The organism is Campylobacter lanienae NCTC 13004 (genome assembly GCF_002139935.1).
Taxonomy (GTDB): Bacteria; Campylobacterota; Campylobacteria; order Campylobacterales; family Campylobacteraceae; genus Campylobacter; species Campylobacter lanienae.
Genome location: NZ_CP015578.1, coordinates 1376816 through 1401043 on the forward strand (window position 1 = coordinate 1376816; position 24228 = coordinate 1401043).

General features: G+C 34.9%; 25 protein-coding genes and 2 tRNA genes. 18 read left to right on the top strand and 9 right to left on the bottom strand.

Annotated elements, in window-relative coordinates:
* Positions 1 to 72: 72 nt before the first annotated feature.
* Together CLAN_RS07050 and pseB are read left to right on the top strand one after the other, a co-directional pair.
* Positions 73 to 501: a copper chaperone PCu(A)C gene (locus CLAN_RS07050; RefSeq protein WP_096017743.1), complete on the top strand. Its 429-nt coding sequence runs from the start codon at positions 73 to 75 to the stop codon at positions 499 to 501.
* Positions 502 to 516: 15 nt separating this feature from the next.
* The gene (pseB, locus tag CLAN_RS07055; RefSeq protein ID WP_096014301.1) at positions 517 to 1512 is read left to right on the top strand and encodes a UDP-N-acetylglucosamine 4,6-dehydratase (inverting); all 996 of its coding nucleotides are present in this window, start codon (positions 517 to 519) and stop codon (positions 1510 to 1512) included.
* Here the strand turns inward: pseB and CLAN_RS07060 are convergent, their stop codons facing one another.
* From CLAN_RS07060 to CLAN_RS07070, 3 genes are read right to left on the bottom strand one after another with little or no spacing between them, the layout of a single operon-like run.
* Positions 1513 to 2283 carry a metal ABC transporter permease gene (locus CLAN_RS07060; RefSeq protein WP_100591059.1) on the bottom strand — a complete coding sequence of 257 codons (771 nt, stop codon included), beginning with the start codon at positions 2281 to 2283 and terminating at the stop codon, positions 1513 to 1515. It abuts the gene before it with no gap.
* 27 nt (positions 2284 to 2310) lie between these two features.
* Positions 2311 to 3072, bottom strand: coding sequence for a metal ABC transporter ATP-binding protein (locus CLAN_RS07065; RefSeq protein ID WP_100590922.1), 762 nt, complete (start codon positions 3070 to 3072; stop codon positions 2311 to 2313).
* Positions 3069 to 3953: a metal ABC transporter solute-binding protein, Zn/Mn family gene (locus CLAN_RS07070; protein ID WP_100590923.1), complete on the bottom strand. Its 885-nt coding sequence runs from the start codon at positions 3951 to 3953 to the stop codon at positions 3069 to 3071. The genes CLAN_RS07065 and CLAN_RS07070 overlap by 4 nt, the downstream gene beginning before the upstream one ends.
* 103 nt (positions 3954 to 4056) lie before the next feature.
* On the opposite strand from CLAN_RS07070, the gene CLAN_RS07075 reads away from it, so the two are divergent.
* The 5 genes from CLAN_RS07075 to CLAN_RS08300 are packed head-to-tail and all read left to right on the top strand — an operon-like array spanning position 4057 to position 9813.
* On the top strand, positions 4057 to 4773 hold the full coding sequence (locus CLAN_RS07075) for a class I SAM-dependent methyltransferase (protein ID WP_100590924.1): 717 nt from the start codon (positions 4057 to 4059) through the stop codon (positions 4771 to 4773).
* Complete coding sequence (locus tag CLAN_RS07080; protein WP_100590925.1) at positions 4773 to 7184, top strand: EAL domain-containing protein; 2412 nt, start codon at positions 4773 to 4775, stop codon at positions 7182 to 7184. The genes CLAN_RS07075 and CLAN_RS07080 overlap by 1 nt, the downstream gene beginning before the upstream one ends.
* A 47-nt stretch (positions 7185 to 7231) precedes the next feature.
* Positions 7232 to 7867, top strand: a complete 636-nt coding sequence (locus tag CLAN_RS07085; protein ID WP_100591060.1) for a carbonic anhydrase — start codon at positions 7232 to 7234, stop codon at positions 7865 to 7867.
* Positions 7830 to 9659, top strand: coding sequence for a mechanosensitive ion channel domain-containing protein (locus tag CLAN_RS07090; protein WP_100590926.1), 1830 nt, complete (start codon positions 7830 to 7832; stop codon positions 9657 to 9659). The genes CLAN_RS07085 and CLAN_RS07090 overlap by 38 nt, the downstream gene beginning before the upstream one ends.
* Complete coding sequence (locus tag CLAN_RS08300) at positions 9652 to 9813, top strand: hypothetical protein (protein WP_167368908.1); 162 nt, start codon at positions 9652 to 9654, stop codon at positions 9811 to 9813. Before CLAN_RS07090 ends, CLAN_RS08300 begins: the two co-directional genes overlap by 8 nt.
* A 1-nt stretch (position 9814) precedes the next feature.
* Here CLAN_RS08300 and CLAN_RS07095 read toward each other — a convergent pair whose 3' ends face one another.
* Positions 9815 to 10318, bottom strand: coding sequence for an isochorismatase family protein (locus CLAN_RS07095; RefSeq protein ID WP_100590927.1), 504 nt, complete (start codon positions 10316 to 10318; stop codon positions 9815 to 9817).
* 9 nt (positions 10319 to 10327) lie between these two features.
* Entirely contained in the window at positions 10328 to 11086 is a 759-nt protein-coding gene (locus tag CLAN_RS07100; RefSeq protein WP_096029841.1) for an exodeoxyribonuclease III, read from the bottom strand.
* A 141-nt stretch (positions 11087 to 11227) separates the two neighbouring features.
* Here CLAN_RS07100 and CLAN_RS07105 point away from each other — a divergent pair, with 141 nt between their 5' ends.
* A complete protein-coding gene (locus tag CLAN_RS07105) occupies positions 11228 to 12748 on the top strand; it encodes a phosphoethanolamine transferase (RefSeq protein WP_167368948.1) in 1521 nt (506 codons plus the stop codon).
* 11 nt (positions 12749 to 12759) lie between these two features.
* Positions 12760 to 12999 (top strand): replication/maintenance protein RepL, encoded by a 240-nt coding sequence (locus tag CLAN_RS07110; protein WP_167368949.1) that lies wholly within the window; start codon positions 12760 to 12762, stop codon positions 12997 to 12999.
* Here CLAN_RS07110 and CLAN_RS07115 read toward each other — a convergent pair.
* The 3 genes from CLAN_RS07115 to rpsT are packed head-to-tail and all read right to left on the bottom strand — an operon-like array spanning position 12988 to position 14881.
* On the bottom strand, positions 12988 to 13539 hold the full coding sequence (locus CLAN_RS07115; protein ID WP_100591061.1) for a manganese efflux pump MntP: 552 nt from the start codon (positions 13537 to 13539) through the stop codon (positions 12988 to 12990). The genes CLAN_RS07110 and CLAN_RS07115 overlap by 12 nt on opposite strands.
* On the bottom strand, positions 13539 to 14606 hold the full coding sequence (prfA, locus tag CLAN_RS07120; protein WP_096015558.1) for a peptide chain release factor 1: 1068 nt from the start codon (positions 14604 to 14606) through the stop codon (positions 13539 to 13541). Before prfA ends, CLAN_RS07115 begins: the two co-directional genes overlap by 1 nt.
* A gap of 8 nt (positions 14607 to 14614) precedes the next feature.
* Entirely contained in the window at positions 14615 to 14881 is a 267-nt protein-coding gene (rpsT, locus tag CLAN_RS07125) for a 30S ribosomal protein S20 (RefSeq protein ID WP_100590929.1), read from the bottom strand.
* Positions 14882 to 15040: 159 nt separating this feature from the next.
* Here rpsT and glmM point away from each other — a divergent pair, with 159 nt between their 5' ends.
* The 6 genes from glmM to CLAN_RS07155 all read left to right on the top strand — a co-directional run bounded on the left by glmM (position 15041) and on the right by CLAN_RS07155 (position 17924).
* Positions 15041 to 16381 (top strand): phosphoglucosamine mutase, encoded by a 1341-nt coding sequence (gene glmM / locus CLAN_RS07130; protein WP_100590930.1) that lies wholly within the window; start codon positions 15041 to 15043, stop codon positions 16379 to 16381.
* Positions 16374 to 16820 (top strand): signal peptidase II, encoded by a 447-nt coding sequence (gene lspA, locus CLAN_RS07135; protein WP_096025367.1) that lies wholly within the window; start codon positions 16374 to 16376, stop codon positions 16818 to 16820. Before glmM ends, lspA begins: the two co-directional genes overlap by 8 nt.
* Positions 16821 to 17189, top strand: a complete 369-nt coding sequence (locus tag CLAN_RS07140; RefSeq protein WP_096014288.1) for an NINE protein — start codon at positions 16821 to 16823, stop codon at positions 17187 to 17189.
* A 51-nt stretch (positions 17190 to 17240) separates the two neighbouring features.
* On the top strand, positions 17241 to 17687 hold the full coding sequence (locus CLAN_RS07145; protein ID WP_096016725.1) for a CopD family protein: 447 nt from the start codon (positions 17241 to 17243) through the stop codon (positions 17685 to 17687).
* Positions 17688 to 17760: 73 nt separating this feature from the next.
* A tRNA-Val gene (locus tag CLAN_RS07150) sits at positions 17761 to 17836 on the top strand.
* Positions 17837 to 17847: 11 nt separating this feature from the next.
* Positions 17848 to 17924, top strand: a tRNA-Met gene (locus CLAN_RS07155).
* Between the two features lie 365 nt (positions 17925 to 18289).
* Here CLAN_RS07155 and CLAN_RS07160 read toward each other — a convergent pair.
* Positions 18290 to 18910 (bottom strand): hypothetical protein, encoded by a 621-nt coding sequence (locus tag CLAN_RS07160; protein ID WP_100590931.1) that lies wholly within the window; start codon positions 18908 to 18910, stop codon positions 18290 to 18292.
* A gap of 301 nt (positions 18911 to 19211) precedes the next feature.
* Between CLAN_RS07160 and CLAN_RS07165 the strand changes: the two genes are divergently transcribed.
* The 3 genes from CLAN_RS07165 to CLAN_RS07175 all read left to right on the top strand — a co-directional run bounded on the left by CLAN_RS07165 (position 19212) and on the right by CLAN_RS07175 (position 24203).
* The gene (locus CLAN_RS07165) at positions 19212 to 22409 is read left to right on the top strand and encodes an autotransporter domain-containing protein (protein ID WP_100590932.1); all 3198 of its coding nucleotides are present in this window, start codon (positions 19212 to 19214) and stop codon (positions 22407 to 22409) included.
* Between the two features lie 479 nt (positions 22410 to 22888).
* A complete protein-coding gene (locus CLAN_RS07170; protein ID WP_100590933.1) occupies positions 22889 to 23317 on the top strand; it encodes a hypothetical protein in 429 nt (142 codons plus the stop codon).
* A 208-nt stretch (positions 23318 to 23525) separates the two neighbouring features.
* Positions 23526 to 24203, top strand: a complete 678-nt coding sequence (locus tag CLAN_RS07175) for a hypothetical protein (RefSeq protein ID WP_100590934.1) — start codon at positions 23526 to 23528, stop codon at positions 24201 to 24203.
* Positions 24204 to 24228: the final 25 nt, after the last annotated feature.

The window sequence follows — 24228 nt, forward strand, 5'->3', positions numbered from 1 at the left end:
ATCCAAATCGGTTGAAAATTAATTTAAATTCTTGTATAATTTTGAGCTTATTTCAATAACAAAGGATATTTTATGTTTAGATATATTCTAACCTCAGCGGCAGTTGCTATTAGCTTAAATGCCCAAATTCTAATCACCAAACAATATATCAAAGAGACCCCACCAAACGCCAAAAATAGCGCCGCTTTTATGAGTATCGAAAATCAAGATTCTAAAGATATTGAGCTAGTTTCAGCTAGTAGCAATGTAAGCAAAGTAAGCGAACTTCACACTCATATCACGCAAGATGGTATGAAACAGATGATCCAAATCCCAAGCATCAAAATCCCAGCCAACTCTAAGGTAGATTTAAAGCCAGGTGGATTACATATAATGTTAATTGGCTTAAATAAAGATATTAATAACCAAAATGTGGATCTAAATTTAACATTTAGCGATGGCAAAACTTATGAATTAAAAGCCATCCCAGTTAAAAAAGTCGTCCCTATCAAAATGCATTAATAATGGAGCCATTGCGTGTTTAACAATAAAAATATTCTCATCACAGGCGGAACTGGTAGCTTCGGTAAAAAATATACCAAAATTTTATTAGAAAACTATAAGCCAAATAAGATAATAATCTACTCAAGAGATGAGCTAAAACAATATGAAATGGCTCAAGAATTTAATAGCTCTATTATGCGTTATTTCATCGGCGATGTAAGAGATGAGAGTAGATTAAATACCGCTATGAATGGTGTGGATTTTGTTATCCACGCTGCTGCTATGAAGCATGTACCAATAGCTGAGTATAACCCAATGGAGTGTATCAAGACAAATATCCATGGCGCTCAAAATGTTATAAACGCCTCTATCAAAAATAGAGTAGAAAAGGTAATTGCTCTAAGCACAGATAAAGCGTGTAATCCAGTAAATTTATATGGTGCTACAAAGTTAGCTAGCGATAAGCTCTTTATCGCTGCTAATAATATCGTAGGCCTAGCGCCAACTAGATTTAGTGTTGTAAGATATGGAAATGTAGTTGGGTCTAGGGGCTCGGTCGTTCCATTATTTAAAAAACTCATAGAAAATGGCGCTAAGGAGCTACCTATCACAGATGAGAGAATGACTCGATTTTGGATTACGCTTGAAGATGGGGTTAAATTTGTCCTTAAAAATTTCGAAAGAATGCAAGGCGGAGAGCTATTTATACCTAAAATTCCATCTATGAAAATCACAGATTTAGCTGCTACTTTGGCACCGAATTTACCTACTAAAATAATTGGTATTAGACCAGGTGAGAAGCTACATGAGATTATGATAAGTGCCGATGATGCCCTACATAGCTTGGAATTTAGCGATCATTATGTTATTATGCCATCTATCAAATTTTATGATAAACAGGCTGATTTTGCTATTAATAAGCTTGGAGAAAAGGGCTATAGCGTTGGTAGCGAATTTGAGTATCGCTCTGATAATAACACCCAATGGCTAGATGAAAAATCGCTAAAAGATATGATAGAGAGGATTTAACTATCCTCTTTTACAAAACTCTGCGATAAAAAACGCTATAGTCGCTACTGCTATTATCGCCGCACCGCTAGTAAGGTCAAAATAGCAGCTAAGTATCAATCCGCATAAGATAAAAATCGCCGATAAAATCGCCGATAAAACCATCATTATAGCCAAATTTGGGCTAAATTTCTCTGCGATATAAGGCGGAATACTAAGCAAAGCAATCACCAAAATAAGCCCCACAACACTAATAGTACTAACCACACAAAGTGCGATAAGCAGACTCATCAAATAATATAAAAACCCTACATTAATCCCACGCAATTTAGCAAATTCACTATCAAAGCAAAAAGCACAAATTTGAGTATAAAACAATAAAGCAAATAAGACAAAAACAGTATCCAAAACACTCATAAATATCAGATCTTCTGTGCTAACAGCCAAAATAGAACCAAAAAGATAGCTCATCAAATCAGCATTATATCCAGGGCTAAGATCGACAAAAATTATCCCAACAGACATCCCAAATGCCCAGATCGCACCTATTATACTATCTATCCTATCACGATTTTTGCTACTTATAAAGGCTATTAAAAGCCCTATCGCCACAGCAAATCCAGCCGCACCAAACAGAGCCGAAAAACCAAAATAAAAGGCAATTCCTATCCCACCATAAGCCCCATGAGCTACGCCACCAGCGATAAAAGTCATCTTATTTATCACAATTAATGAGCCAATCACCCCACAAGCTATACTAACCAAAATCCCAGCCAAAATAGCATTTTGCATAAAGCTAAAGCTTAAAATCTCCAACTCTCACCCCTTATGCTTATCGCAACCACAGCTATTAAGCGCCAACTCAACATCGCAAAAATGCGTATGATCCTTGCTAAGATGGCTTATAAAATCTCTATTATCTAAATTTGAAATATCATGAAGCACCACACTACCATTACTCACATAAGCGACCTTAGAGGCAAAATTAATAGCCATATTTATATCGTGGCTAATGGCAATTACTCCTACATTTGATTGGTTTATCTCTTTTAATACAGAATAAATTTGAGCTTGGCCTTGCGTATCGATACTGGCCGTTGGCTCATCTAGCATTAAGATCCTAGCCCCGCTTACTAAGGCTCTTGCTATATATACTCTTTGCCTTTGGCCGCCACTAAGTGCCCCAATCCCCCTAGAGCTAAACTCTCTCATACCGACCATTTCCAAAGCCTGCATAGCCATATTTTTATCAGCTTTTGAGTAGAATTTAAATAGCCCACCACGAAGCCGCCCCATCAACACCACCTCCAAAACACTCATAGGAAAGGTTTTATTAACCGGAATGTATTGCGGGACATAGCCTATTAGCTCTTTTGAGAACTTAGGAGATTTAGAGTCTATACTAACCTTACCAGATTTAGGCTCTAAAATGCCAAGCATTAAACGCAAAAGCGTGCTTTTACCGCCACCATTTGGCCCAATAATTGCTAGAAAATCTTTGCTATCATAGCTGAAATTTAAATTCTCAAATATATAGCCATCATCATAGCCAAAACTTAAGTTTTCAATCTGAATTTTCATAATGAACTTTTGAAGATATCAGCAATTTTATACATATTTTCTAGCCACTCTTTTGATAGTGGATCAATCTCGATTAGCTTTGCGCCTGTCTGCTTAGCTATAAGCTCGGCTGATTTTTTGCTAAATCCTGGTGAGATGAAAATAACTTTGATATTCTCATCCTTAGCTCTTTTAATCAATCTAGCCAAAGCAGCTGGTTTAGGCTCTTTACCACCTGATTCTATCGCTATTTGAGTTAGATCATATCGCTTAGCAAAATATCCCCACGAAGGGTGAAAAACCATAAATTTTCTATTTTTTAAATCTTTTAAACTATCTTTTATATAGCTATCTAATTTATCAATTTCTTGATTGAATTTATCCAAATTTTGGCTATAAATTTGAGAATTTTGCGGATACTCATCGCTTAATGCTTGGGCTATTATCTTGGCTTGGTCTTTTACCAGTATAGGATCTAGCCAAATGTGAGTATCAAACTCTTCGTGATCATGATTATCGTGGCCATCGTGATCGCCGTGATGCTCTTCATCTTCGTGATCGTGGCCATCGTGATTATCGTGGTCTTGTGGCGTATGAGCATTGGCTTGAGTGTTTATAATCTTTAAATTTGGATATGCTTTGCTAAATTTAGGTAGCCAAACCCCTTCATACTCGATCCCAACAGCAAAGAATAGATCGCTAAATTCTAGCTTTTTCATATCACTTACCTTTGGCTCAAATGAGTGCGGATCGGCGTTTGCCTTGACTATGGTGGTGATCTCTACGCTATTAGAGCCTATTTGCTCGATAAAATACTCAACAGGCAAGATAGTAGCGCTCACTACGGGTTTGGCGTTTAATATAGCTAATAAAAATGCCAAAATCAAACCTAATCTCATCATATTTTCTCCTTAAAAATTTGGGAGTAAAATTATATCTGATTTGACTTAAATTTATTTAAAGCAAAAATTGATAAAATTTAGCAAACAATCCCAAGGTAATTATATGCGTGAAATTTGGAATAAAAAGTCCAAAACATATCCTAAATTTAGCCCCATTATGCGTCCATTTGAGGCGGAATTTTTCGCTTTTTTGGATGAGTGTGGGGTTAGCTTTGCTGATAAAAGCGTAATTGATATAGGTGCTGGAACTGGTGTATATAGCTTACATTTAGCCAAAATGAGTAAGAGCGTTTTGGCCTTAGATATCAGTGATTCTATGCTTGAGATTTTAAGTTTAAGCGCCAAAGAACACAATATAACCAACATACAAACCGCAAATAACCAAATAACCGATATCAAAGATCGCAAATTTGATATAGCATTTTTGACTATGTCGCCCGCACTTAGGAGCGATGAGGATTTTGAGATATTTTATAACCTTGCTAGTAAGCATATATATATGAATTGGCTCAAGCCTAGAAAATCAAATTTATTAGAGCTTTTTAATAGTAATTCCAATAGACCCGATATGTCAGCACCTATAGCTAAGCTTGAAGAGTTTCTAAAAACCAAAAATATCAAATTCAAATCCAAAATTATAAATGAGAATAGAACTGCCACAAGAAGCTTAGATGATATGGTAGAGAATTTGGCCTGGCATTTAGAGATTAGCGGCCAAAACTACACAAAAGATGAGATAAAAAACAAGATAATAAACCTAGCAAAAGGTGATGAGATCAGTGAGAGCATCGCCACTTGCGTGAAAGTTATAGTATTTTGATGATGAATTTTTTAAAAATTATAATGCTGTTTTTTGCATTTGCGTATCTATATTTTATTATAGAAACTGGTAGAGTCCTGCTAAAAGCAGATGAAAGACTATATGATTTTTATGAGCTTAAAAGATTAAATAAAGAGCTATTTTTACAAATTGACCTTCAAAATATCCACACAACAATGGATAAAAGCGAAGATAGCATAGATAAAATCAATATTCTATTAGACAAAATAAACTCAAATTTTGCAAGCAAAAAGCTATTTTATAAGATTGATAATCTTTTGCTTTTAGAGAATTTAAATACCAAAATCAAAAGTCAAATAGATATAATCCGCAACTACTACATACTTCGCCAAGATATATCCAAAAATTTAGTTGAGCTAAACAAAAATCTTTCCAATACCACAGATATAAAAGAGATGAGCAAGGCGTATGCGTTGCTGATGAATTCAAGATTTTTAAATGATTTTGATAGAGATAAATTTGATCTATATTTAACTGATTTAATCGGCAAAAAGCAATCAGAGTTTGACTATCACTTTTTATCCATGATACAAAGCGTCAATGATAGCCTAATCTCAATCCCAAATTTACAAATCCAAAACTACAATCTACATATAGAGCGTCAAATTCAAGATCTTTTAAATAGCTCTATTAAGAATTTTAACTCAGCTATATACGCCATCATCATTAGCTCGGCATTTTTGCTGATGATAGTTATATTTATAGTAGGTAGAAATAGCACCCTAACTTCTTTATATAAAGCTAGCAAACTCAAGCTCAAACAGCTAAAATATCTAATAGATAGCAATCCTAATCAAATAATAATCCTAGACAAATTTGGCAAAATTTCTAGCGTCAATGACTCATTTACCCACGCTACAAATATTAAACCACACAAAATAATAGGCAAAGAGCTAAGTGCCCTAAATATGAATATGCAAGGTATCGATATCTTCGATGATGTCAGCCAAACCAAAGAGGTTCAATCATATAATGAATTTGTAAGCAAATCAAACGATGGAGTATTGATCTATGAAAATATAGTAGCCATCCCAATGCTCGATGAATTCAACGATATAAATGGCGCTTTAATCTTAAAACGAGATATAACCAAAGAAAGACTCATAAGAAAAGAGCTAAATTTCAAAAACTCCCAACTCCAAGAGAGCTCAAATATAGATAATCTCACAGGATTAAGAAACCTTAGTGCGCTAAATGACGCTATCAAAAATAATCAAAATGGTGTATTGATATATCTTATGATTGCAAATTTTGCGAATTTGAGATTTTTTTATCGGTCTGATATGATAGATAAGATATTTATAGCTATAGCAAATTCCATCAAATTAGCTATAAAAACCTATAGAATCGACGCATCAGCATATAGAATGCAACTTGATGAGTTTTGTATCTGGTATAAAGGCGATAATATCAAAAAAGATATAAAATATCTTTTAGAATATTTCAAATCCAAAAATATCACCATCCAAACAGAAGATGGATTTGAAGTCTTACCAAATATATCAATCACCATAGGCATTAGCTCCAATAGCGATAAACCAAGCTTAAATAGATTAACCCAAGGGATATTAGCAGCTCAAGAAGCCAAAGAAAAAGAGCTAGATTTTAGCTTTTATAACCATGATAATATAATAGAAAAAAGCTACCAAAAAAACGCCACCGTAACAAGGCTAATCCAATACGCCTTAAATGAAAATAGAGTAATTGTCGAATGTCAAGGGATATTTGATATTAGATCCTCTAAGCCTACAATCAGCTCTTATGAGGTCTTAATCCGTATCCTAGATCAACAAAACCAAATTCACTATCCTAATGAATTTTTAAGCGTAGCTAAGCTAACTTCGCTATATCTAGCACTTACTAAGCAAGTTATTAATAGAGTTTTTGAGCTTTTAGAGAGATTTGGGGATCAAAAGAGATTTTCTATCAATCTCTCAAGCGTAGATATGCTAAATGAACCGGTCAAAAATCTCTTTTTACACAAACTAAGCCTATGCTCAAACCCAACAAACCTAACTATAGAAATTCTAGAAAGCGAAGGCGTAGATGACTATGATGCGATAAATCCATTTATCCAAGAGATTAAAAATTATGGTTGTAAGCTTAGTCTTGATGACTTTGGTAGTGGGTATTCTAACTACTATAGAATGCTTGAATTAAATATAGATTATATCAAAATAGATGGCTCCATCATATCCAAATTACCATTTGACAAAAATGCTCAAAGCGTTGTCATGACTATTGTAGAATTTGCCAAACGACAAGGCTATGAGACTGTGGCTGAGTTTGTCTCTACTCCACAAATTTTAGAGATTGTCAAAAATCTAGGCATAGACTATGCGCAAGGCTATCTATTAGCTAGGCCGGTATTGCCAAATAATATAGAATAATAGGAGCAAATTTGCATCACAATATAATAAATGGCGCAGTTAAATTCATGGAAGAAAACTTCATAGAGCACAAAGAGCTATTTGAACATCTAAGCAAAAAACAAGCGCCACACACGCTATTTATCGGTTGTTCTGATTCTAGAGTTGTCCCAAATTTGATTACCAATACCTTGCCAGGTGAGCTATTTGTCGTGCGAAATATCGCAAATATAGTCCCGCATTATAGATTAGTAGATGAATTTTTGGCTACAACGGCTGCTATTGAGTATGCGATACATACTCTAGGGATTAAAAATATCATAGTTTGCGGACATAGCAACTGCGGTGGCTGTGAGGCACTATATCAAAGCGATGATAAACTAGCTAATACCCCAGTTGTCAAAAAGTGGCTTATGATAATTGAAAATATCAAAACTGAAGTTTTAAAAGACAAAGATATCACACCAGCCAAAAGAGCTTGGGTAACTGAAAGGCTAAATATCATTAACTCACTTCAAAATATCATGACCTTCCCAGGCGTAATAGACAAACTCAAAGCCAAAGAGCTAAAGCTATATGGCTGGCACTACATTATAGAAACAGGAGAATTATACAACTATGATGACACTACAAAAAGCTTTAAATTATTAGAAAAAAGCATCAACTATGAAGAAATTTACTCTCAAATTTTTACTGATTTTTAATCTATTTTGTAATATCTTATTATCAAATGAGCTAATTAGCGTAAGTGATAAAATCATATCGCTAAATTCTCAATTAACCATAATAAAAGAGCAAAATGCTAGCATTAATGATGAGATATCCATTCTACAAAAAGAAAAAGATAGCCTTATCAAGAGCCTACCAGCACTTATAACTAGCAGTAGCGACTTCAATCAAACGCAGATAAACTCATACATAAAAGTACTAAATAAAGAGCTTAGAAAATATCAGCCTAGCTCTAATCACTATATCAAAACTCAAATAAATTTAGCATCTATAAATTTAGACAAAATTTACTACCTAACTCTATCTCAAATTTCAACAGCCTTCAAAGACTACGACCAAACCCCAGATGAAGCCTTGATAGATGCTATAACTCAAATTCAAATCTCAAACTACCAAGAGATAAAAGCCCTAAGCCAAGACCAAACTCAAATTTATAAAGATGATATAGACGCCTTAGAGCTAAAAAGGCAAACTTATAGCGAAATTCTCAACTATTTAAAGGATAACTCTGAACTATTTGATAGCAATTTTGTACTAACTAGCCTAAATTTACAAAGCGTAATTGACAAGATAAACTCATCTCTAAACCTCAACTCAAATTCTATAAATATCGGCAAAATAGTGATTATAATCTTAGTTTGTATATTTTTTATCTTAATACCAAGACTAACCTCACTTTTGCTTTATAGGATATTTATCACCATCTTATCACGCTATCAAAATACACAAAATCAATTTAAAGAGCAGTTTGTAGCTGCTATCAGGCTACCGGTATTTACATTTTTTATTATTTATGCTTTAAATTTATCTTTGATAATTGCCTATTATCCTTCCACCATAAATATAGAGATAAAAAACTACTTCGATATCGCTTATAGCGTGGTTATAGCGTGGTTTGTGATAGGCGCCCTTGATGGATATGGCATAATGCTATTATCCAAAATCGCCCAAAAATCAGGCCGAAAAGAGGTGATAAATCTTATAATTAAAGTCCTATATTTCATCGTTATTCTCATTACAATTTTGGTAATTTTAAGCAAAATTGGCTTTGATATCAGCACCATTATCGCCTCCCTTGGTATCGGCGGATTAGCCGTAGCATTAGCAACAAAGGATATTATAGCCAACTTTTTTGCTTCGATTTTACTGCTTTTTGATAGCTCATTTAGTCAAGGCGATTGGATAGTTTGTGCTGGGATAGAAGGTACCGTAGTAGAAGTCGGACTTAGAAAAACCACTATTAGGACTTTTGATAATGCCTTGGTATTTGTACCAAATTCAAAAATCATGAGCGAAAATATCAAAAACTGGAATCGCCGCAAAGTCGGCCGCCAAATCAAAATGCAAGTCGGCCTAAGCTACACTACAAGCAAAGAGAGTATCCAAAATTGTATAAATGATATAAAACAGATGCTTTTAAATCACCCTGGCATCGCTAAAAGCGGTATAGATAGTGCCCTAAATAGCAATGACGCACGGATAAAATATCGCCAAAGTATGGTTTCAGTCGATGACCTAGATGGATATAAGAGCAATCTTTTTGTAGTGCTTGATGAGTTTGGCGATAACTCTATAAATATCTTGATATATTGCTTTAGCAAAAGCGTGATTTGGGGCGAGTATTTAGCTACCAAAGAGGATGTAATGCTAAAAATAATAGAGATAGTAGAGCGATATGATGATGCGAGTTTCGCTTTCCCTAGCAGAAGTCTATATATAGAATCCATACCAAAAATTCAAATCTACAAAGGAGAAAAAAGTGTCTAAAATATATGATGATGACTTAGATGAAGATCTAGATTATAATGATTATGATGACTACGATGATGGCTACAAAGATAGCCATCGTAGCTACAACTATGATGAAAACGACTACTCATACGATGATGAAGATGAAGAGGATAGCTACGATATGGATTAGGCTATTTGATTAAACTAGAAATAGCCTTAAAGCTTGGATGGCTAGCACTTTGAAGTAACTCAAAGGCTACCATTTCAGCTGATTTTACCTTTGCTTCTTTTAAATTTAAATAGGCTAAGGCTTTATTTTGCGGATCTCTACTACCCACGCACTCATCAATGAGCGTTACATTAAAGCCATTTTGGATAAGATCCAAAGCCGTTTGATATACACAAATATGAGCTTCTACGCCGATTAAAATCACGCTTTTAAACCCTAAAATTTCATCTTTTATAGCGTTAAATGCTGAAAATTCTAGTTTCTCAAATACCTTAGAGTTTATCAAATTTAGTATCTGCTCATCGGTATCGCCAAGACCCTTTTTATACTGCTCGGTAGCGATTATTTTTAACCCTAGCTCGTTAGCAATTTTTAAGAATTTAACGCTATTAGCCACCAAATTCTCATCACTCATCACTCTTAAAAGCTTAGTTTGCATATCTATAACTACAACCACACTATCCATAATCTCTCCTTATAAATCTATATCGATCCCTACAGGGCAATGGTCGCTACCATCGATGCTACCTAGTATAAAAGCGTCTTTTAGCTTATCTTTCAAATTTGAACTAATGAAAAAATAATCAATCCGCCAACCAATATTTTTAGCCCGTGCATTGAATCTATAACTCCACCAAGAATATGCATCTTTTACATCGCCATTTATAAACCTAAAACTATCTATAAATCCACTTTCAACAACCCTATCTATCCACTCCCTTTCACAAGGCAAAAATCCACTTGTTTTAGCATTAGCCTTTGGATTTTTTAGATCAATTTCTTTATGAGCGGTATTTACATCACCGCAAAATATCACCCCTTTGCCCTCACTAACCAAAGCATTGATATAAGCTAGAAATTTATCATAAAAATCCATCTTATACCCTAGTCTCTCATCACCTTGCTGACCATTTGGGAAATATATATTAAAAAGATGGATATTATCAAATCTATGCTCCAAAACTCTACCCTCATCATCATCAAAAAACTGCGATTTTAGATTTTGTGTTTTTAAATTTGATAAGCTCATCACACCCGAATACCCCGCTCTTTTAGCTGAATTTACAGAGATATTCTCAAATCCTAGATTATAAATTTCAGCTGGGATTTTATCCTCGCTTGCCTTTATCTCCTGTAAAGCTAAAAAATCTGGCCTATACTCACCAAGCCACGAAAATCCATCTTTATTTACAACAGCCCTAAGCCCATTGACATTCCACGAAATCAATCTCAAATTTAATCCTTTTTTAATCTCATTATAATTCAAATTTTAAAATATTTTTTAAAATTTACAATTATTAACCATATCTTTATCATTAAATTACTAATTAGTTTTATAATTCACACCTTTTAATCTTAATCAAAGGAAATTATAGTGACTTCAAACAAATTTATCCTATATTTTGCCCTATTTATCACAGCATTAAATTATAATTTTTTTGCTTTTGGGTTTGAAAATTTAAATTTCTCTGAAAATATCTCTACTTTATTAACCTTACCGATACTATTTTACTCGTTAATAGTATTTGTATTTGGCTTAATATTTTTGCCCTATATCACAAAAGCTTTAGCAATATTTTTAACCATCGTTGGCGTTGTTGGAGCCTATTTTATGAATGCCTACTCGGTAATCATCGATAGCGAAATGATAAGAAACGCCCTTCAAACAGACGCCAAAGAGGTTCAAGATCTATTAAATTTAAATATGATATTTTGGATATTTTTAGCCATTGTGGCTGTATTTTTGATAATAAAAGTCAAAATAACCAAAACCAATATCCCAACAGCCTTAAAAAATCGCACCATACTCATAATCTCTTCATTAGTAGTTTTTGGCTCTCTTTTTGGTATTTTAAGCAAAGATTATATCCCATTTTTTAGAAATTACAATCAAATAAGATTTTACACAACCCCATTTTATCCACTATACTCAAGCTACAAATATATAAAATCTCTATCACCAAAGGCTGAATTTAATCCAATTGGCCTTGATGCTAAACAGACAAAAGAGACAAAAAAGCTATTTGTCTTTGTAGCTGGTGAGACTGCTAGGGCAGCCAACTACTCACTAAATGGATATGATAAATACGATACAAATCCATACTCAAAAGAAAATGGCCTTTTAAGCTTTTCTGAGTTTAGATCATGCGGGACCTCGACTGCCATAAGCTTGCCTTGTATGTTTTCGAATTTAAATAGAGATAATTTCTCCGCTGATATAGCCCAAAATAGCGGAAATTTACTAGATGTCTTAGAGACTGCTGGGATAAAAGTAAGCTGGATAGGAAATAACTCTGGATATTGCAAAGGCGTCTGCGCTCGCTTAAAAGATACCAAAAATTTTGGCGGCGATAGCTATGATGGCGTTATGCTTGAAGAGATACAAAATAGAATTCAAAATGCCAAAGAGAGTAGCTTTATAGTAATCCATCTCCAAGGTAGCCACGGACCTACATATTTCAAAAGATATCCAAAAGAATTTGCTAAATTCAGCCCGACTTGCGATACCGCTACGCTTAAAAACTGCACCTATGAAGAGATAGTAAATACCTATGATAACACAATTTTATACACAGATTATATAGTCAATCAAATAGTAGATATGCTAGAACAAAGCGATATGCAAACCGGATTATTCTATGTTAGCGACCATGGCGAGAGCCTTGGAGAAAATGGCATTTACCTTCATGGCGCCCCATATTTCTTAGCACCAGATTTTCAAACCAAAGTCCCCGCACTACTATGGCTAAAAGATCAAAATCAGCTAGAGAGCTTAAAAATATTAAAAGATAATAGCTTTTCGCATGATAATATTTTTCACACTATGCTAGGATTTTTTGATATCCAAACAAGCGAATATAATCCAAACTTAGATATAATGTATAAAAAAGATTAATGGAGATAAATTTGGATAATATAGCTCTATATAAAAGTGTTATTTGTATGATTTTAGGGGATAAAAAATCAGAAATTATAGAGTTTATCATAGATAATTTAGATGATGATAAGAGATTTAAATACACTATAAAAGAGCTATGCGCTACGCTAAATATCAGCAAACCAACGGCCATTGATACCATAAATTTACTAACCCAAAAAAGGGTTATAAAAAAGATCAAAAATGGCCTATATCAACTAAGCATCTAAATCAAAAATATGAGATAACAAAATCTTAAATCCGATAATTATAAGGATAACACCACCCAAGATAAACGCCTTTTTCTCCAAAGTTTCACCAAGATACTTGCCGATATATGCAGCCCCAACGCAAATCCCAAAGCACACTAGTCCAACTATAATCGAATTAAACAATACACTACCACCACTAAATCCAAGCGTCACACCTACAGCCAACGCATCAATACTAGTAGCTATAGCACCGATAATTAACAGTTTTAAGCTCAAATCCATACTACACTCTAGATTAGCCCTAGACTCTCTAATCATCTTAATACCCAAAAATACTAAGATAAAAAACGCTATATAGTGATCTACAAATTCCACATAACTTACAAATTTAAAACCCAAAAAATAACCAATAAGCAATAAAAAAGCTTGAAAAAATCCATATATAAAGGCAATTTTACTAATTTTAAATAAATTCAAATTCCCACACTTAGCACCATTCGCAATACTAAGCGCCGCACTATCCATAGAAAGAGCAATCGCTAAAAGTATAATCTCCATCATAACCCAGCATTAGCTATAGCATTTGCTTGATAATCAGCTATCAATGGATCGATAATCTCATCAAACAATCCACCCGCCATAATCGCATCAAGCCTATATAGAGTCAAATTTATCCTATGATCGCTAATCCTATTTTGTGGATAGTTATAGGTGCGAATTCTCCCACTTCTATCGCCGGTGCCCACCTGCTCTTTGCGCTCTTGGCTTTGAGCTGCTAGACGCTCCTTTTCTTGCATCTCATATAATCTAGCTTTCAAAACCTTCATCGCCGCTTCTTTATTTTTATGTTGGCTTTTGCCATCTTGATTGACGACTACTAAGCCTGTTGGCTTATGCGTGATTCTCACAGCTGAATCGGTGGTATTTACACTCTGACCACCATGGCCGCTACTACGCATAACATCGATATGAAGATCGTTTTCATTAATTATAATCTCGCTATCTTGGACTTCAGGCATAATCGCCACAGTGATAGCCGATGTATGGACTCTGCCTTGGCTTTCAGTTTCTGGCACACGCTGAACTCTATGAGTACCACCCTCAAATTTCAGCCTTGAATATGCCCCCTCGCCTTTAATAAGCAAGATAATCTCTTTAAATCCACCAGCACTTCCCTCGCTAGAGCTTACAATTTCGAATTTATAGCCCCTTTGCTCCGTATAACGCATATAGGCATTTGCCAAATCCCCAACAAACAAAGCCGCCTCATCGCCACCCGTGCCAGCTCTAAGCTCTAAAAATATATTTTTATCATCATTTGGATCTTTTGGGATAAGTAGAATTCTAATCTCATTTTCTAATCTCTCAAGCGCTGGCTCAAGCGTTTTAAGCTCATCTTTAGCCAACTCACCTAGCTCTGGATCGCCTAATAATTCACGATTCTCTTCGATACTTGATAAGATACTAAGATACCTATCACTAGCCTCTTTAATCGGTTCTAAATTTCGCTGTTCTTTTGAGAGTTTAGTCATGCGATCTATATCGCTGATGACTGCTGGATCGCTTAGTAAATTCTCTATTTCACTAAAGCGATCTATAAATGGACGGAGTTTTTGTGCGAGCATAAACTAGCTTAGGCAGCTAATGTATTTACTAATTTTGCTAAGCGGCTAACTTTTCTAGAAGCGGTTTGTTTTTTCAAAAAGCCTTTGCTTACAAAGCTATGGAAGCTTTTATTAACATCTTTTAACGCCACTAAAGCCGCTTCTTTATCGTTATTAGCTACTGCAACTCTTACCGCTTTTGTTAAATTTTTAAGTCTTGTGCGGTAAAATCTATTTCTTTCTGTTCTTTTGATAGTTTGTCTTGCTCTTTTTTCAGCAGATTTATGATTTGCCATAAGATACCTTTTTCAAATATTTTAGCCTGAAATTATACCAAAATATTATTAATTATAACTGAATTTAAGTATCTTTTAATTTAATTAAATTTAATAACATTTTAATAGTTTAATATTTTTAGGTAAAATGCGTTTTAAATTCACAATAATGAGGATAGAATGAAGCTATTTGGTACTGATGGAGTAAGAGGCCTAGCTGGTCAAAAGCTAGACGCCATGACCGCTATGCGCCTAGCGATGGCAGCTGGGATATACTTTAGAGCGCACTCTAAAACAAACAAAATTTTAGTTGGCAAAGATACTAGAAAAAGTGGCTATATGATCGAAACCGCCATAGTCGCCGGCCTTACAGCCGTTGGCTATGATGTAGTCCAAATAGGCCCAATGCCAACCCCCGCAATCGCATTTTTAACCGAAGATATGCGTTGTGACGCTGGTATAATGATAAGTGCTAGCCATAATCCATTTTATGATAATGGAATTAAATTTTTTGATGCTAGTGGAAATAAACTAGATGAAAAGGATGAAAAAGATATCGAAGAGATATATTTTGATTCAAATTTGATAGAACACAATCAAAAAACAGGCCTAGATATCGGTAGCGCCAAAAGAATCGATGATGTCATAGGTCGCTATATCGTCCATATCAAAAATTCATTCCCAAAAGAGCTTACTTTAAAAGGCCTAAGAGTTGTCTTAGATGTAGCCAATGGCGCTGCCTATAAAGTCGCACCTACGGTATTTAGCGAGTTAGGCGCCGAGATAATAGTCCTAAATGACAATCCAAACGGCTCTAATATCAATGAAAATTGCGGAGCCTTACACCCCGAAAAATTAGCAATGGAAGTCAAAAAATTAAGAGCCGATATCGGATTTGCCTTTGATGGCGATGCTGATAGACTTGTGGTTGTAGATGATAAGGCAAATGTCGTCGATGGCGATGCTTTGCTAGGAATTTTAGCTACTTATTTAGATGAAAACAATATGCTATCTAAAAAAGAGATTGTCTCAACCATCATGAGCAACGCCGCCTTAGATGACTATCTAAGCAGACGCAAAATCACCCTTAAACGCTCAAATGTCGGCGATAAATATGTCTTAAAATTGATGAAAGAAAATGGGATAAATTTCGGCGGCGAACAGAGTGGCCACATTATATTTAGCGATTTTTCAAAGACTGGCGATGGCCTTGTATCAGCACTTCAAGTTAGTGCTTGTATCTTAAAAAGCGGTAAAAAAGCTAGTGAAATATTTGGCAAGGTCAAACCATATCCCCAAAAATTGCTAAATTTAAAAATCTCACATAAACGCCCATTAGATGAGATAAAAGGTATAAAAGATCTAGAAAATGAGCTTGATAAGCTTCATATTCGCTCACTCTTTCGCTACTCTGGGACAGAGAATTTGATTAGACTGCTTCTTGAAGGCAAAGATGAATACCTAGTCAATAAAAAGATGGAAGAGGTAGAAAAATTCTTTATAAAAGCTTTAAATGAGTAGGGTAATTTTACGATTTTTAGGCTATTTTGCCTTCGTTTTTGCCATTGATCAGCTTATAAAATGGCTATTTTTACATGGATTTAGATACCATAGTAGCGTTATTGATTTGGTACTTGTCTATAATAAAGGTGTGGCCTTTTCTATGTTCTCTTTTTTGGGGGCGAATTTAAAGTATATCCAACTAGCCTTAATCGCCCTTTTATTAGGATATCTACTAGGCCAAAAAGAGCTTTTGAGATCACACACTGCTGGCATCGCTCTCATTTTAGGTGGTGGATGCTCTAATATTTTTGATAGATTTATCCATCCTGGAGTTGTGGATTATATATTTTGGCATAAGTGGTTTGAATTTGCTGTCTTCAACTTCGCTGATATTATGATAAATTTAGGCGTAGCAATCATCCTAATCCAAACTATAATATTAAAGAAAAAGGCTTAAATGGGTCGCAATGTCTATATAGCATATTTGCTCTGGTTTTTCCTATCTGCTTTTAGCGGACATAGAATTTATTGTGGTAAGCTTTTTAGCGGATTTTTACAACTTGGGTTATTTTGGCTTGGTAGCGCTACGGCGGTATTTTTAATCGGATATATATTTTTGGCTATTTGGCTTGTGTGGTGGCTCATTGATGCCTTTTTGATCCATCGCTGGATAGCTAGAATCAATGATATAGAATCCCTAGAGCGTGGCATTGGCTATGGCAAAAAACTAGAAAATATAGAAAAATTATATCAATTATACAAAAGTGGCGCCATAAGCTACGAAGAGTATCAAAACAGAAAAGATATGATTTTAAAAAATATTTAAATTTATTTATAAATCATATGCTAGACTTCCAAAAATTTTTAAGGAGAAAATATGGAATTCCAAACCTACTTATGGATCAAATGGCTACACTACGCCGCCTTTATATCGTGGATGGCTATGCTTTTTTACCTGCCAAGACTATTTGTCTATCACGCCGAGCATATCGCCGATAAAGGCTTTTGCGATGTGGTAAAAATCCAAGAATCAAAGCTATTTCATGGTATCGGCTGGATAGCGATGATACTCACCATCTCTTCTGGACTATTTATCTTACTTAGCGCCAAACCCGAATTAATCAAGCAAGGCTATTTCCATATAAAACTGCTTTGCGCTGTGCTTTTGGTGCTATATCATTTTAGCCTTGGCTATTTTTTAAAGCAATTTAAAGAAAATCGCTGTCAAAAAAGCGGAAAATTCTTTAGATTTTATAATGAAATTCCAACAATCATAATGTTTGTTATACTTTATGCGATGGTAGTCAAAGCAAATTTAGTATAAATTTCAAATTCAAGCCTAAATTTTATACAAATTTAAGGCTTGAATTTGTATAATCACAATCTTTTTAACCAAAGGTTCTATAGCTCAGTTGGTAGAGCATCACCTTGACATGGTGGGGGTCACAGGTTCAAGTCCTGTTAGAGCCACCATAATCCTTTGTGCCTCGGTAGCTCAGCTGGTTAGAGCGCTGGTCTCATAAGCCGGAGGTCGGGAGTTCAAGTCTCCCCCTAGGCACCAATCCCCCATTTCAATACTTTTCTTAAACTTTCACAAATCACCAAAAAAGCCATAAAAATCGGTTTTTAGAATTAATTTAAGCTTTCATCTGATACCATTTCATTTCAGTTATTTTCACCCCAAAGGATACCCACGCAAACCTTAAAAAAACTCATCAAACAACGATATAACCGCTATTTAATCAAAATCATAAATTTAATTTTAATTTCTTGATGCGTATTTGCTCGTTTTGGCGATAGTAGCAAAATTACGCTATAATTTAGATGATTTACGGAAAGCGACATCTATGATTTTATCACTATTTAAGCATTTTTTAGTATAATGCTACCTTGATTTCGGGGGGGATACTTTTCCCCCATTTTCTTTTAGCTCAACTCCTTATCAAAACTTTGTAAAATATCATCTAAATATTGAATAATCATATTTGGCTTAATATTAAAATAATAAAATTTCTCTTTGCTAAAATCCACCCTAACAGACAATCTAGGAACCCCCAACGCCCTTAATTTCAATAAATTTTCAAAATGAAAAGCTCTATTTCTAATACTTTTTGTAAGTAGCAATATACCATAAGCCTTTTGGTAGTTGCTAAGCGGTATTTTATTTAACCTTTCTTTATTTTTCTCATAATATTTTTTAAAAGAAAACCCATCTAAAAACTCTTTATCAAACGCACAACTATGGATTTTATAATGCTCCACCACCCTTATCCAAAATCCAAAACTCTGCCTAGAAACCAAAATATCATGCTCTTTTATCCTACCTTTATCATCATCTAGCCCTATACTATCTGTCAAATCAAAGATCCAATGTCGATTTTTTTCGCACATTTTTCTATCAATTCTATTTCTAATGATGATTTCTATTTTAGCTAGCTTCGGCGCTATTCTGCCTAGCATTTCGAAGTTTGCTTCATGCTCATCAATGCTACTATAGCTATCTATTCGTGGGCTTGAATACAGCTCTATATATTTTTCTCTATCCATTTTATCACTTTTTTTGATTTTTACAATTCTATACTTTTAAATCTTTAAAATCAATACCAAATTTTAACAGCATTAAACACCCATAAATCAAATAAAAGATTTTAAATTCAAATAGAAAAAATTGTCTTTTAATCCTTATTAAAAAATAATTTTTTTTATATTTAATTTAAAAATAAGTAAATTTTTTATATAATTCCGCCCAAATTTTACTAAATAAGGAGAAAAAATGAAAGGCGCTATAGCTACTATAGTAGCAAATTCTGCTACTACCCCCCCCTATTTTTTCTAAAAGGAGTGTAAAATGAATAACTCCAAAATCCTACTCTCATCAATTACAATTAGTATCTTATGCTCTGTCAATTTATCAGCTGCTTGTAGCCCTGGTACAGAAAATGGCAACACATGTACCGTAAGCGGCCAAACAATAAATGGCAGTTTCAATCCTTACTTTAGCCGTGATGATAATATAATTGGCAAGAATGTAATTATAGATGGTGGAACTACCGTTACTTATCAATATGGTAAATCCATTACTGGGGGCAATGTAAGAAATAAAAAAGCTGATAACAATACATTAACAATAACTGGTAGATCAAATGTTCATCAATTTGATATAGCCGCCGCAAAAGTTAATAATCCTACTGGTGATGGCACTAGCAGTGCAAGTGGTAATAACCTAATTATATCCGGAGAAGGAACAATAGTAAAAAAAAGTAATGTCTTGGCTGCTGGTTGGGTTCCTGGAAAAGGCACAGCAAATGACAATAATGTAATAATCAATAGCGGAGCCACAGTAGAAGGTAGCGTTTTTAGCGGAGATGCGGAACAAGGTGAATCATCAAGAAATAATATAATAATAGACTCAGCTACCGTAATTGGTAAAGTTACAGCTGGAAATGTAGATAGTGGTGGTATCGCAGCTAGTGAAAATAGTGTAACAATCAGTGGCAATGCCGTTGTTAAGGGCGATATCACTGGTGGCGGAAGCAATGCGAGAGAAGCAAATAGTAACGAAGTAACTATAAATGACACAGCTCAAATAATAGGAAATATAACAGGTGGTAGTAGCATAGCACAAGATGGCACAGCAAATTTCAATAAAATAACTATAGGCCAAAATGCCAATATATCACAAGTTACACAAATTACTGGTGCTACAAGCACTCAAGGCACCGCAAATAATAACGAATTAAATATCGCTGGTAGTGTAAGTGCTAATACTAGTATAACTGGTGGTGTAGGTAGCACTGATGCTAGTAATAATAATATATTAATCAGTGGAGATAGCGCTGGAGCAGTAATCGGCGGCCAAAGTGCCCAAGGCAGCGCAAATAACAACGATATAACCATCGGTGGAAATGCCACTGGCAATATAACTGGTGGTGATGGCAAAGATGGCGCTAGTGATAATAATATATTAATCAGTGGAAATAGCACCGGAGCAATAATCGGTGGCCAAAGCGATGCCGGTGCCGCAAATAAAAACGATATAATCATCGGTGGTAGCGTAGGTGGTGATGTAATCGGTGGTATAGGTAACACTGATGCTGGTGATAATAATATAACCATAGCTGGAAGCGTAACAGGCAATGTAACTGGTGGCCAAAGTGCCCAAGGCACCGCAAATAAAAACGATATAACCATCGGCGGAAGTGTAAGCGGTAATGTAACTGGTGGTGAAGGCCAAACCGGCGCTGAAAACAACAATATAAGCGTAGCTGGTAGCGTAGGCGGTAATGTAACTGGCGGTAAAAGTGATACTACTGTAGCTAGTGGCAATGATATAGTTATCGGTGGTAGCGTAGGTGGCAATGTAATCGGTGGTGATGGTAAAACCGGCGCTGAAAACAACAACATAAGTGTAGCTGGTAGTGTAGGTGGTGATGTAATCGGTGGTAAAACAGATAGTGGTTCAGCTGGTAATAACATTATAAATATAGATGGTAATACCCAAGGAAATATCATCGGCGGTCAAACTAAAGATCCTAATGGCCAAACTAGTGGCAACCAAATAACTGCTAATGGCAATGTAGATGGTAATATCTATGGTGGTTATAATGAAGCAACACAAAAGGTTCAAGGTAGCAACAACACAATAACCCTATCAGGCGACCTTACTAAAGTAACTGGTAATATCCAAGTAGGTGATACCACTAGCAATGGTGGTAGTGGAAATACCCTAAATATAAATACTAAAAACCCTGTAACCTTAGGAGGTAAAACCAATGGTGCTCAAAACATCAATATAGCAGTAGGCAATCTAGGTGCTGGTGATGCGGCTGTAACTATCGGCCCAAACGGCTCAATAGATGTAGGTGGCACTACTATTAGCGCTGAACTAAAAGTAAAAGATAACTTCAATCATGGTGATACGCTAAAGCTATTTCAAACACAGGGCAATGCTAAAATCGAAGGCGAAGCAAATAGTGTAGATGTAACTGCCGTAAAAGGTGGTGCAGTAACCTATAAAGTAGAGATAGATAAAAGCGACCTTACCAAACCTGCTGAAGCAAAAATAACAGGCATAACACCTGAGACAAAAACTATAAGTGAAGGTCTAGTAGCTGGTGCGGCTACTATATCTATAGCTTCTGAAAATACCGCTGGTAAAGGTATAGAGTCTGCTGCTGCTTCTACTTATGTAAATATGGCTACTGCTGGTGCTGGAACTGCTGTGGTAGCTCCATTTGGCTCTTCAATGGGTGGATCAAGCAAGATAAAAACTGGCTCTTATGTCAGATCAACTGGTATTAGCCTAATAGTTGGTGCGGCTGCTGGTAAATATACCGATGATGGCAAACTAACTATAGGGCCTTTTATCGAAATGGGTAAAAACTGGTATAGCACCTATAATGACTTTGGTAATGGCGAGATAAGAGGTGATGGTGATAGTAGATATATCGGTGCTGGTTTGCTAGCTAGATATGACTTTGGTAGCATTCTAAGCTCTAGGCCATATGTAGAAGCCTCTTTTAGATATGGTAGAAACTACAATAGATATGAGAATATCTATATGAATGATGGCTTTGGAAATCATGCTAAATATCATATGAATACAAACTACATTGGCTATCATCTAGGTGCTGGATATGAGTTTAGAAAAGATGATAAAGCTATTGAGTTATATGCTAAATATCTATATACTCGCTTAGCTGGTGATGAGATAGAGATTATGCATATACCATATGTATTTGAAGCTGTCGAATCTCATAGGCTACTAACTGGTAGTAGATATAAGCTAGATTTAGACCCTAAAGATAACTTCAAAATCACACCTTATGCTGGGGTGGCTCTGGATTATGAGTTTGAAGGTAGTGGAGATGTGTATGCGGCTGGATTTGCTGTGGATTCACCTACGCTAAGAGGCGCATCTACTATGCTAGAAGCTGGTGTAACTATCGATAACAATAAAGGCTTTAGCGTAGATCTAGGTGCCTTTGGACATATGGGAAAACGCCAAGGTATCAATGGTATAGCAAATGTTAAATTTGAGTTCTAATCTATAATTTGAATTCTAAAATATTTTAATCTTTAAAAGCCCTTTGGGTTTTTAAAGATTTTTTAAATTCTTTAAATTATCTAGAATTCTGGATCTACTTAATCCGGAATTCTAAATTTATCCAACCGAATTTTAAATTTACCAAACCAAATTTATAAAACTTTCTAAATTTAAAAACCCTTTGGGGGTTTAAAATCTTTGAGAGTTTTTAAAGATTTTTAAGCTTTAGCCCCCCCCTATTTTTTAACCCTTTTAAATTCTTTAATCCCTTTTAAATCTCAAAGAATTGGAATTTTAGATATCTCAATCCAAAGATTACAAATTTATCCAATCGAAAATTTAAATTTCTCAAAACAAAATTTTTACATTTACCAAACAAAACACCGCACAAAATTTCACAATCTTATATAAAACGACAAATTATGTCATCTGGCTTTGTTATACTTCTGTCCCATAAATCAACATACAAGGAGCAAACAATGAAAGCAAAATACGCAATAGCAGCGATCGCACTAGGTGCAGCGGGCTTCATGGCCAAAAAATGGCTAGATAAAGAGGTGGAAAAATCCAAAAAGATATATGGCGATGATTACTCCATCAAAGATACCTTATTGGATAAATTAGAAAATGGTCTTTGGAAGTCTTATGATGCGCTTGAGAGAGCCGAAGAGACTACACTAACTGCTCTTGATAAACTACAAACCAAGATCACAGGCAAAGAAGTAGATCACCGCACGATTTTAGATCTCAATGAGGTATCGCCAGAGATGAGAGAGGCTTTGCTTAAGATTTTTGGTGCTATGTCTATGAATGCTGGATTTAATGAAGGTGCCAACAAGTCAGAGCCTTATGGCGCCGATCAAGCACAACCACTCAATACCAATGCCTGCGAGACAAACCAATCATAGTCTTGCGCTACCAATACTGGTGAAAAAGAGCGATAAAAGCGCTCTTATCAGTAGGTTTTAAGACAGGGGGGGGGTATAATTAAGATTTTGATGTCAAATCCGCCAAACTCTTATAAATTTGATTTATGAGAGTTTGGCGTGGCTAGGATTACGCCAGTGGGGTGGTAAAAATTTAAAATAATATTAATTATTTCATAAGAGAGTAGTGATGAAACTAAGAGAATTTGTGCTTTTAAACCAAATGGTCTTACCGAAAAATTATGAAAAAATCGAAAAGTTAATTAAAAAAATCGAGAGTTTAAGTGATCTATATGCTAACAAAATTTTATACGAGAGTAAAGGTCTAAAACTACGCAATCCATATCTAATGACGATTATAGCGCTACCTTTGGCCTATGTGTTTAGGGTTGCTAAGATCGCTTTTTATATATTTATTTTGATAAGTTTATTTAGAATCATTGATTGGTTTTTTGATACCAAAATAATGAGTAATATCGCTATTTATATATCCAAAATTGATAATTTAGAAATATATATTTATTTTGCGCTGGTTTATATTTTTATAAAAACTATATTTGCTTTGATTAGGTCTGCGCAGATCAGCAATTACAATAAACTCGCCTTATTAATTTATGATAAAGGTGTGAATAATGATTTTAAAAAGGAGTATTTTGAGATGGTGGCACTAAAAGTCCAAGATATCGATCTAGCAGATCAAGAGTCACAAGAGCATAATGTGGTGTGTCCAGATTGTGGCTATGTCTATTATGATGAAAATAATCCATATTTAAAAGAACGAAATAGATCTTATGAAAATTTCATTCAATCTAAAATAGAGAATTCAAATCACACTCAAGGAGCAAGCAATCAAGAAAATGAAAAATAAAATTAGCTTTAAATCAGCAAAAAAG

Excerpts from the sequence above, each read along its gene's own strand:
- CLAN_RS07070 (WP_100590923.1), bottom strand. The coding sequence starts at position 3,953 with ATGATGAGATTAGGTTTGATTTTGGCATTTTTATTAGCTATATTAAAC.
- rpsT (WP_100590929.1), bottom strand. The coding sequence starts at position 14,881 with ATGGCAAATCATAAATCTGCTGAAAAAAGAGCAAGACAAACTATCAAA.
- CLAN_RS07065 (WP_100590922.1), bottom strand. The coding sequence starts at position 3,072 with ATGAAAATTCAGATTGAAAACTTAAGTTTTGGCTATGATGATGGCTAT.
- CLAN_RS07165 (WP_100590932.1), top strand. The coding sequence starts at position 19,212 with ATGAATAACTCCAAAATCCTACTCTCATCAATTACAATTAGTATCTTA.
- CLAN_RS07160 (WP_100590931.1), bottom strand. The coding sequence starts at position 18,910 with ATGGATAGAGAAAAATATATAGAGCTGTATTCAAGCCCACGAATAGAT.
- CLAN_RS07095 (WP_100590927.1), bottom strand. The coding sequence starts at position 10,318 with ATGGATAGTGTGGTTGTAGTTATAGATATGCAAACTAAGCTTTTAAGA.
- CLAN_RS07050 (WP_096017743.1), top strand. The coding sequence starts at position 73 with ATGTTTAGATATATTCTAACCTCAGCGGCAGTTGCTATTAGCTTAAAT.
- CLAN_RS07060 (WP_100591059.1), bottom strand. The coding sequence starts at position 2,283 with ATGCAAAATGCTATTTTGGCTGGGATTTTGGTTAGTATAGCTTGTGGG.
- CLAN_RS07145 (WP_096016725.1), top strand. The coding sequence starts at position 17,241 with ATGGAATTCCAAACCTACTTATGGATCAAATGGCTACACTACGCCGCC.
- lspA (WP_096025367.1), top strand. The coding sequence starts at position 16,374 with ATGAGTAGGGTAATTTTACGATTTTTAGGCTATTTTGCCTTCGTTTTT.
- glmM (WP_100590930.1), top strand. The coding sequence starts at position 15,041 with ATGAAGCTATTTGGTACTGATGGAGTAAGAGGCCTAGCTGGTCAAAAG.
- CLAN_RS07115 (WP_100591061.1), bottom strand. The coding sequence starts at position 13,539 with ATGGAGATTATACTTTTAGCGATTGCTCTTTCTATGGATAGTGCGGCG.
- CLAN_RS07170 (WP_100590933.1), top strand. The coding sequence starts at position 22,889 with ATGAAAGCAAAATACGCAATAGCAGCGATCGCACTAGGTGCAGCGGGC.
- CLAN_RS07175 (WP_100590934.1), top strand. The coding sequence starts at position 23,526 with ATGAAACTAAGAGAATTTGTGCTTTTAAACCAAATGGTCTTACCGAAA.
- prfA (WP_096015558.1), bottom strand. The coding sequence starts at position 14,606 with ATGCTCGCACAAAAACTCCGTCCATTTATAGATCGCTTTAGTGAAATA.
- CLAN_RS07090 (WP_100590926.1), top strand. The coding sequence starts at position 7,830 with ATGAAGAAATTTACTCTCAAATTTTTACTGATTTTTAATCTATTTTGT.
- CLAN_RS07085 (WP_100591060.1), top strand. The coding sequence starts at position 7,232 with ATGGAAGAAAACTTCATAGAGCACAAAGAGCTATTTGAACATCTAAGC.
- CLAN_RS07075 (WP_100590924.1), top strand. The coding sequence starts at position 4,057 with ATGCGTGAAATTTGGAATAAAAAGTCCAAAACATATCCTAAATTTAGC.
- CLAN_RS07140 (WP_096014288.1), top strand. The coding sequence starts at position 16,821 with ATGGGTCGCAATGTCTATATAGCATATTTGCTCTGGTTTTTCCTATCT.
- CLAN_RS07080 (WP_100590925.1), top strand. The coding sequence starts at position 4,773 with ATGATGAATTTTTTAAAAATTATAATGCTGTTTTTTGCATTTGCGTAT.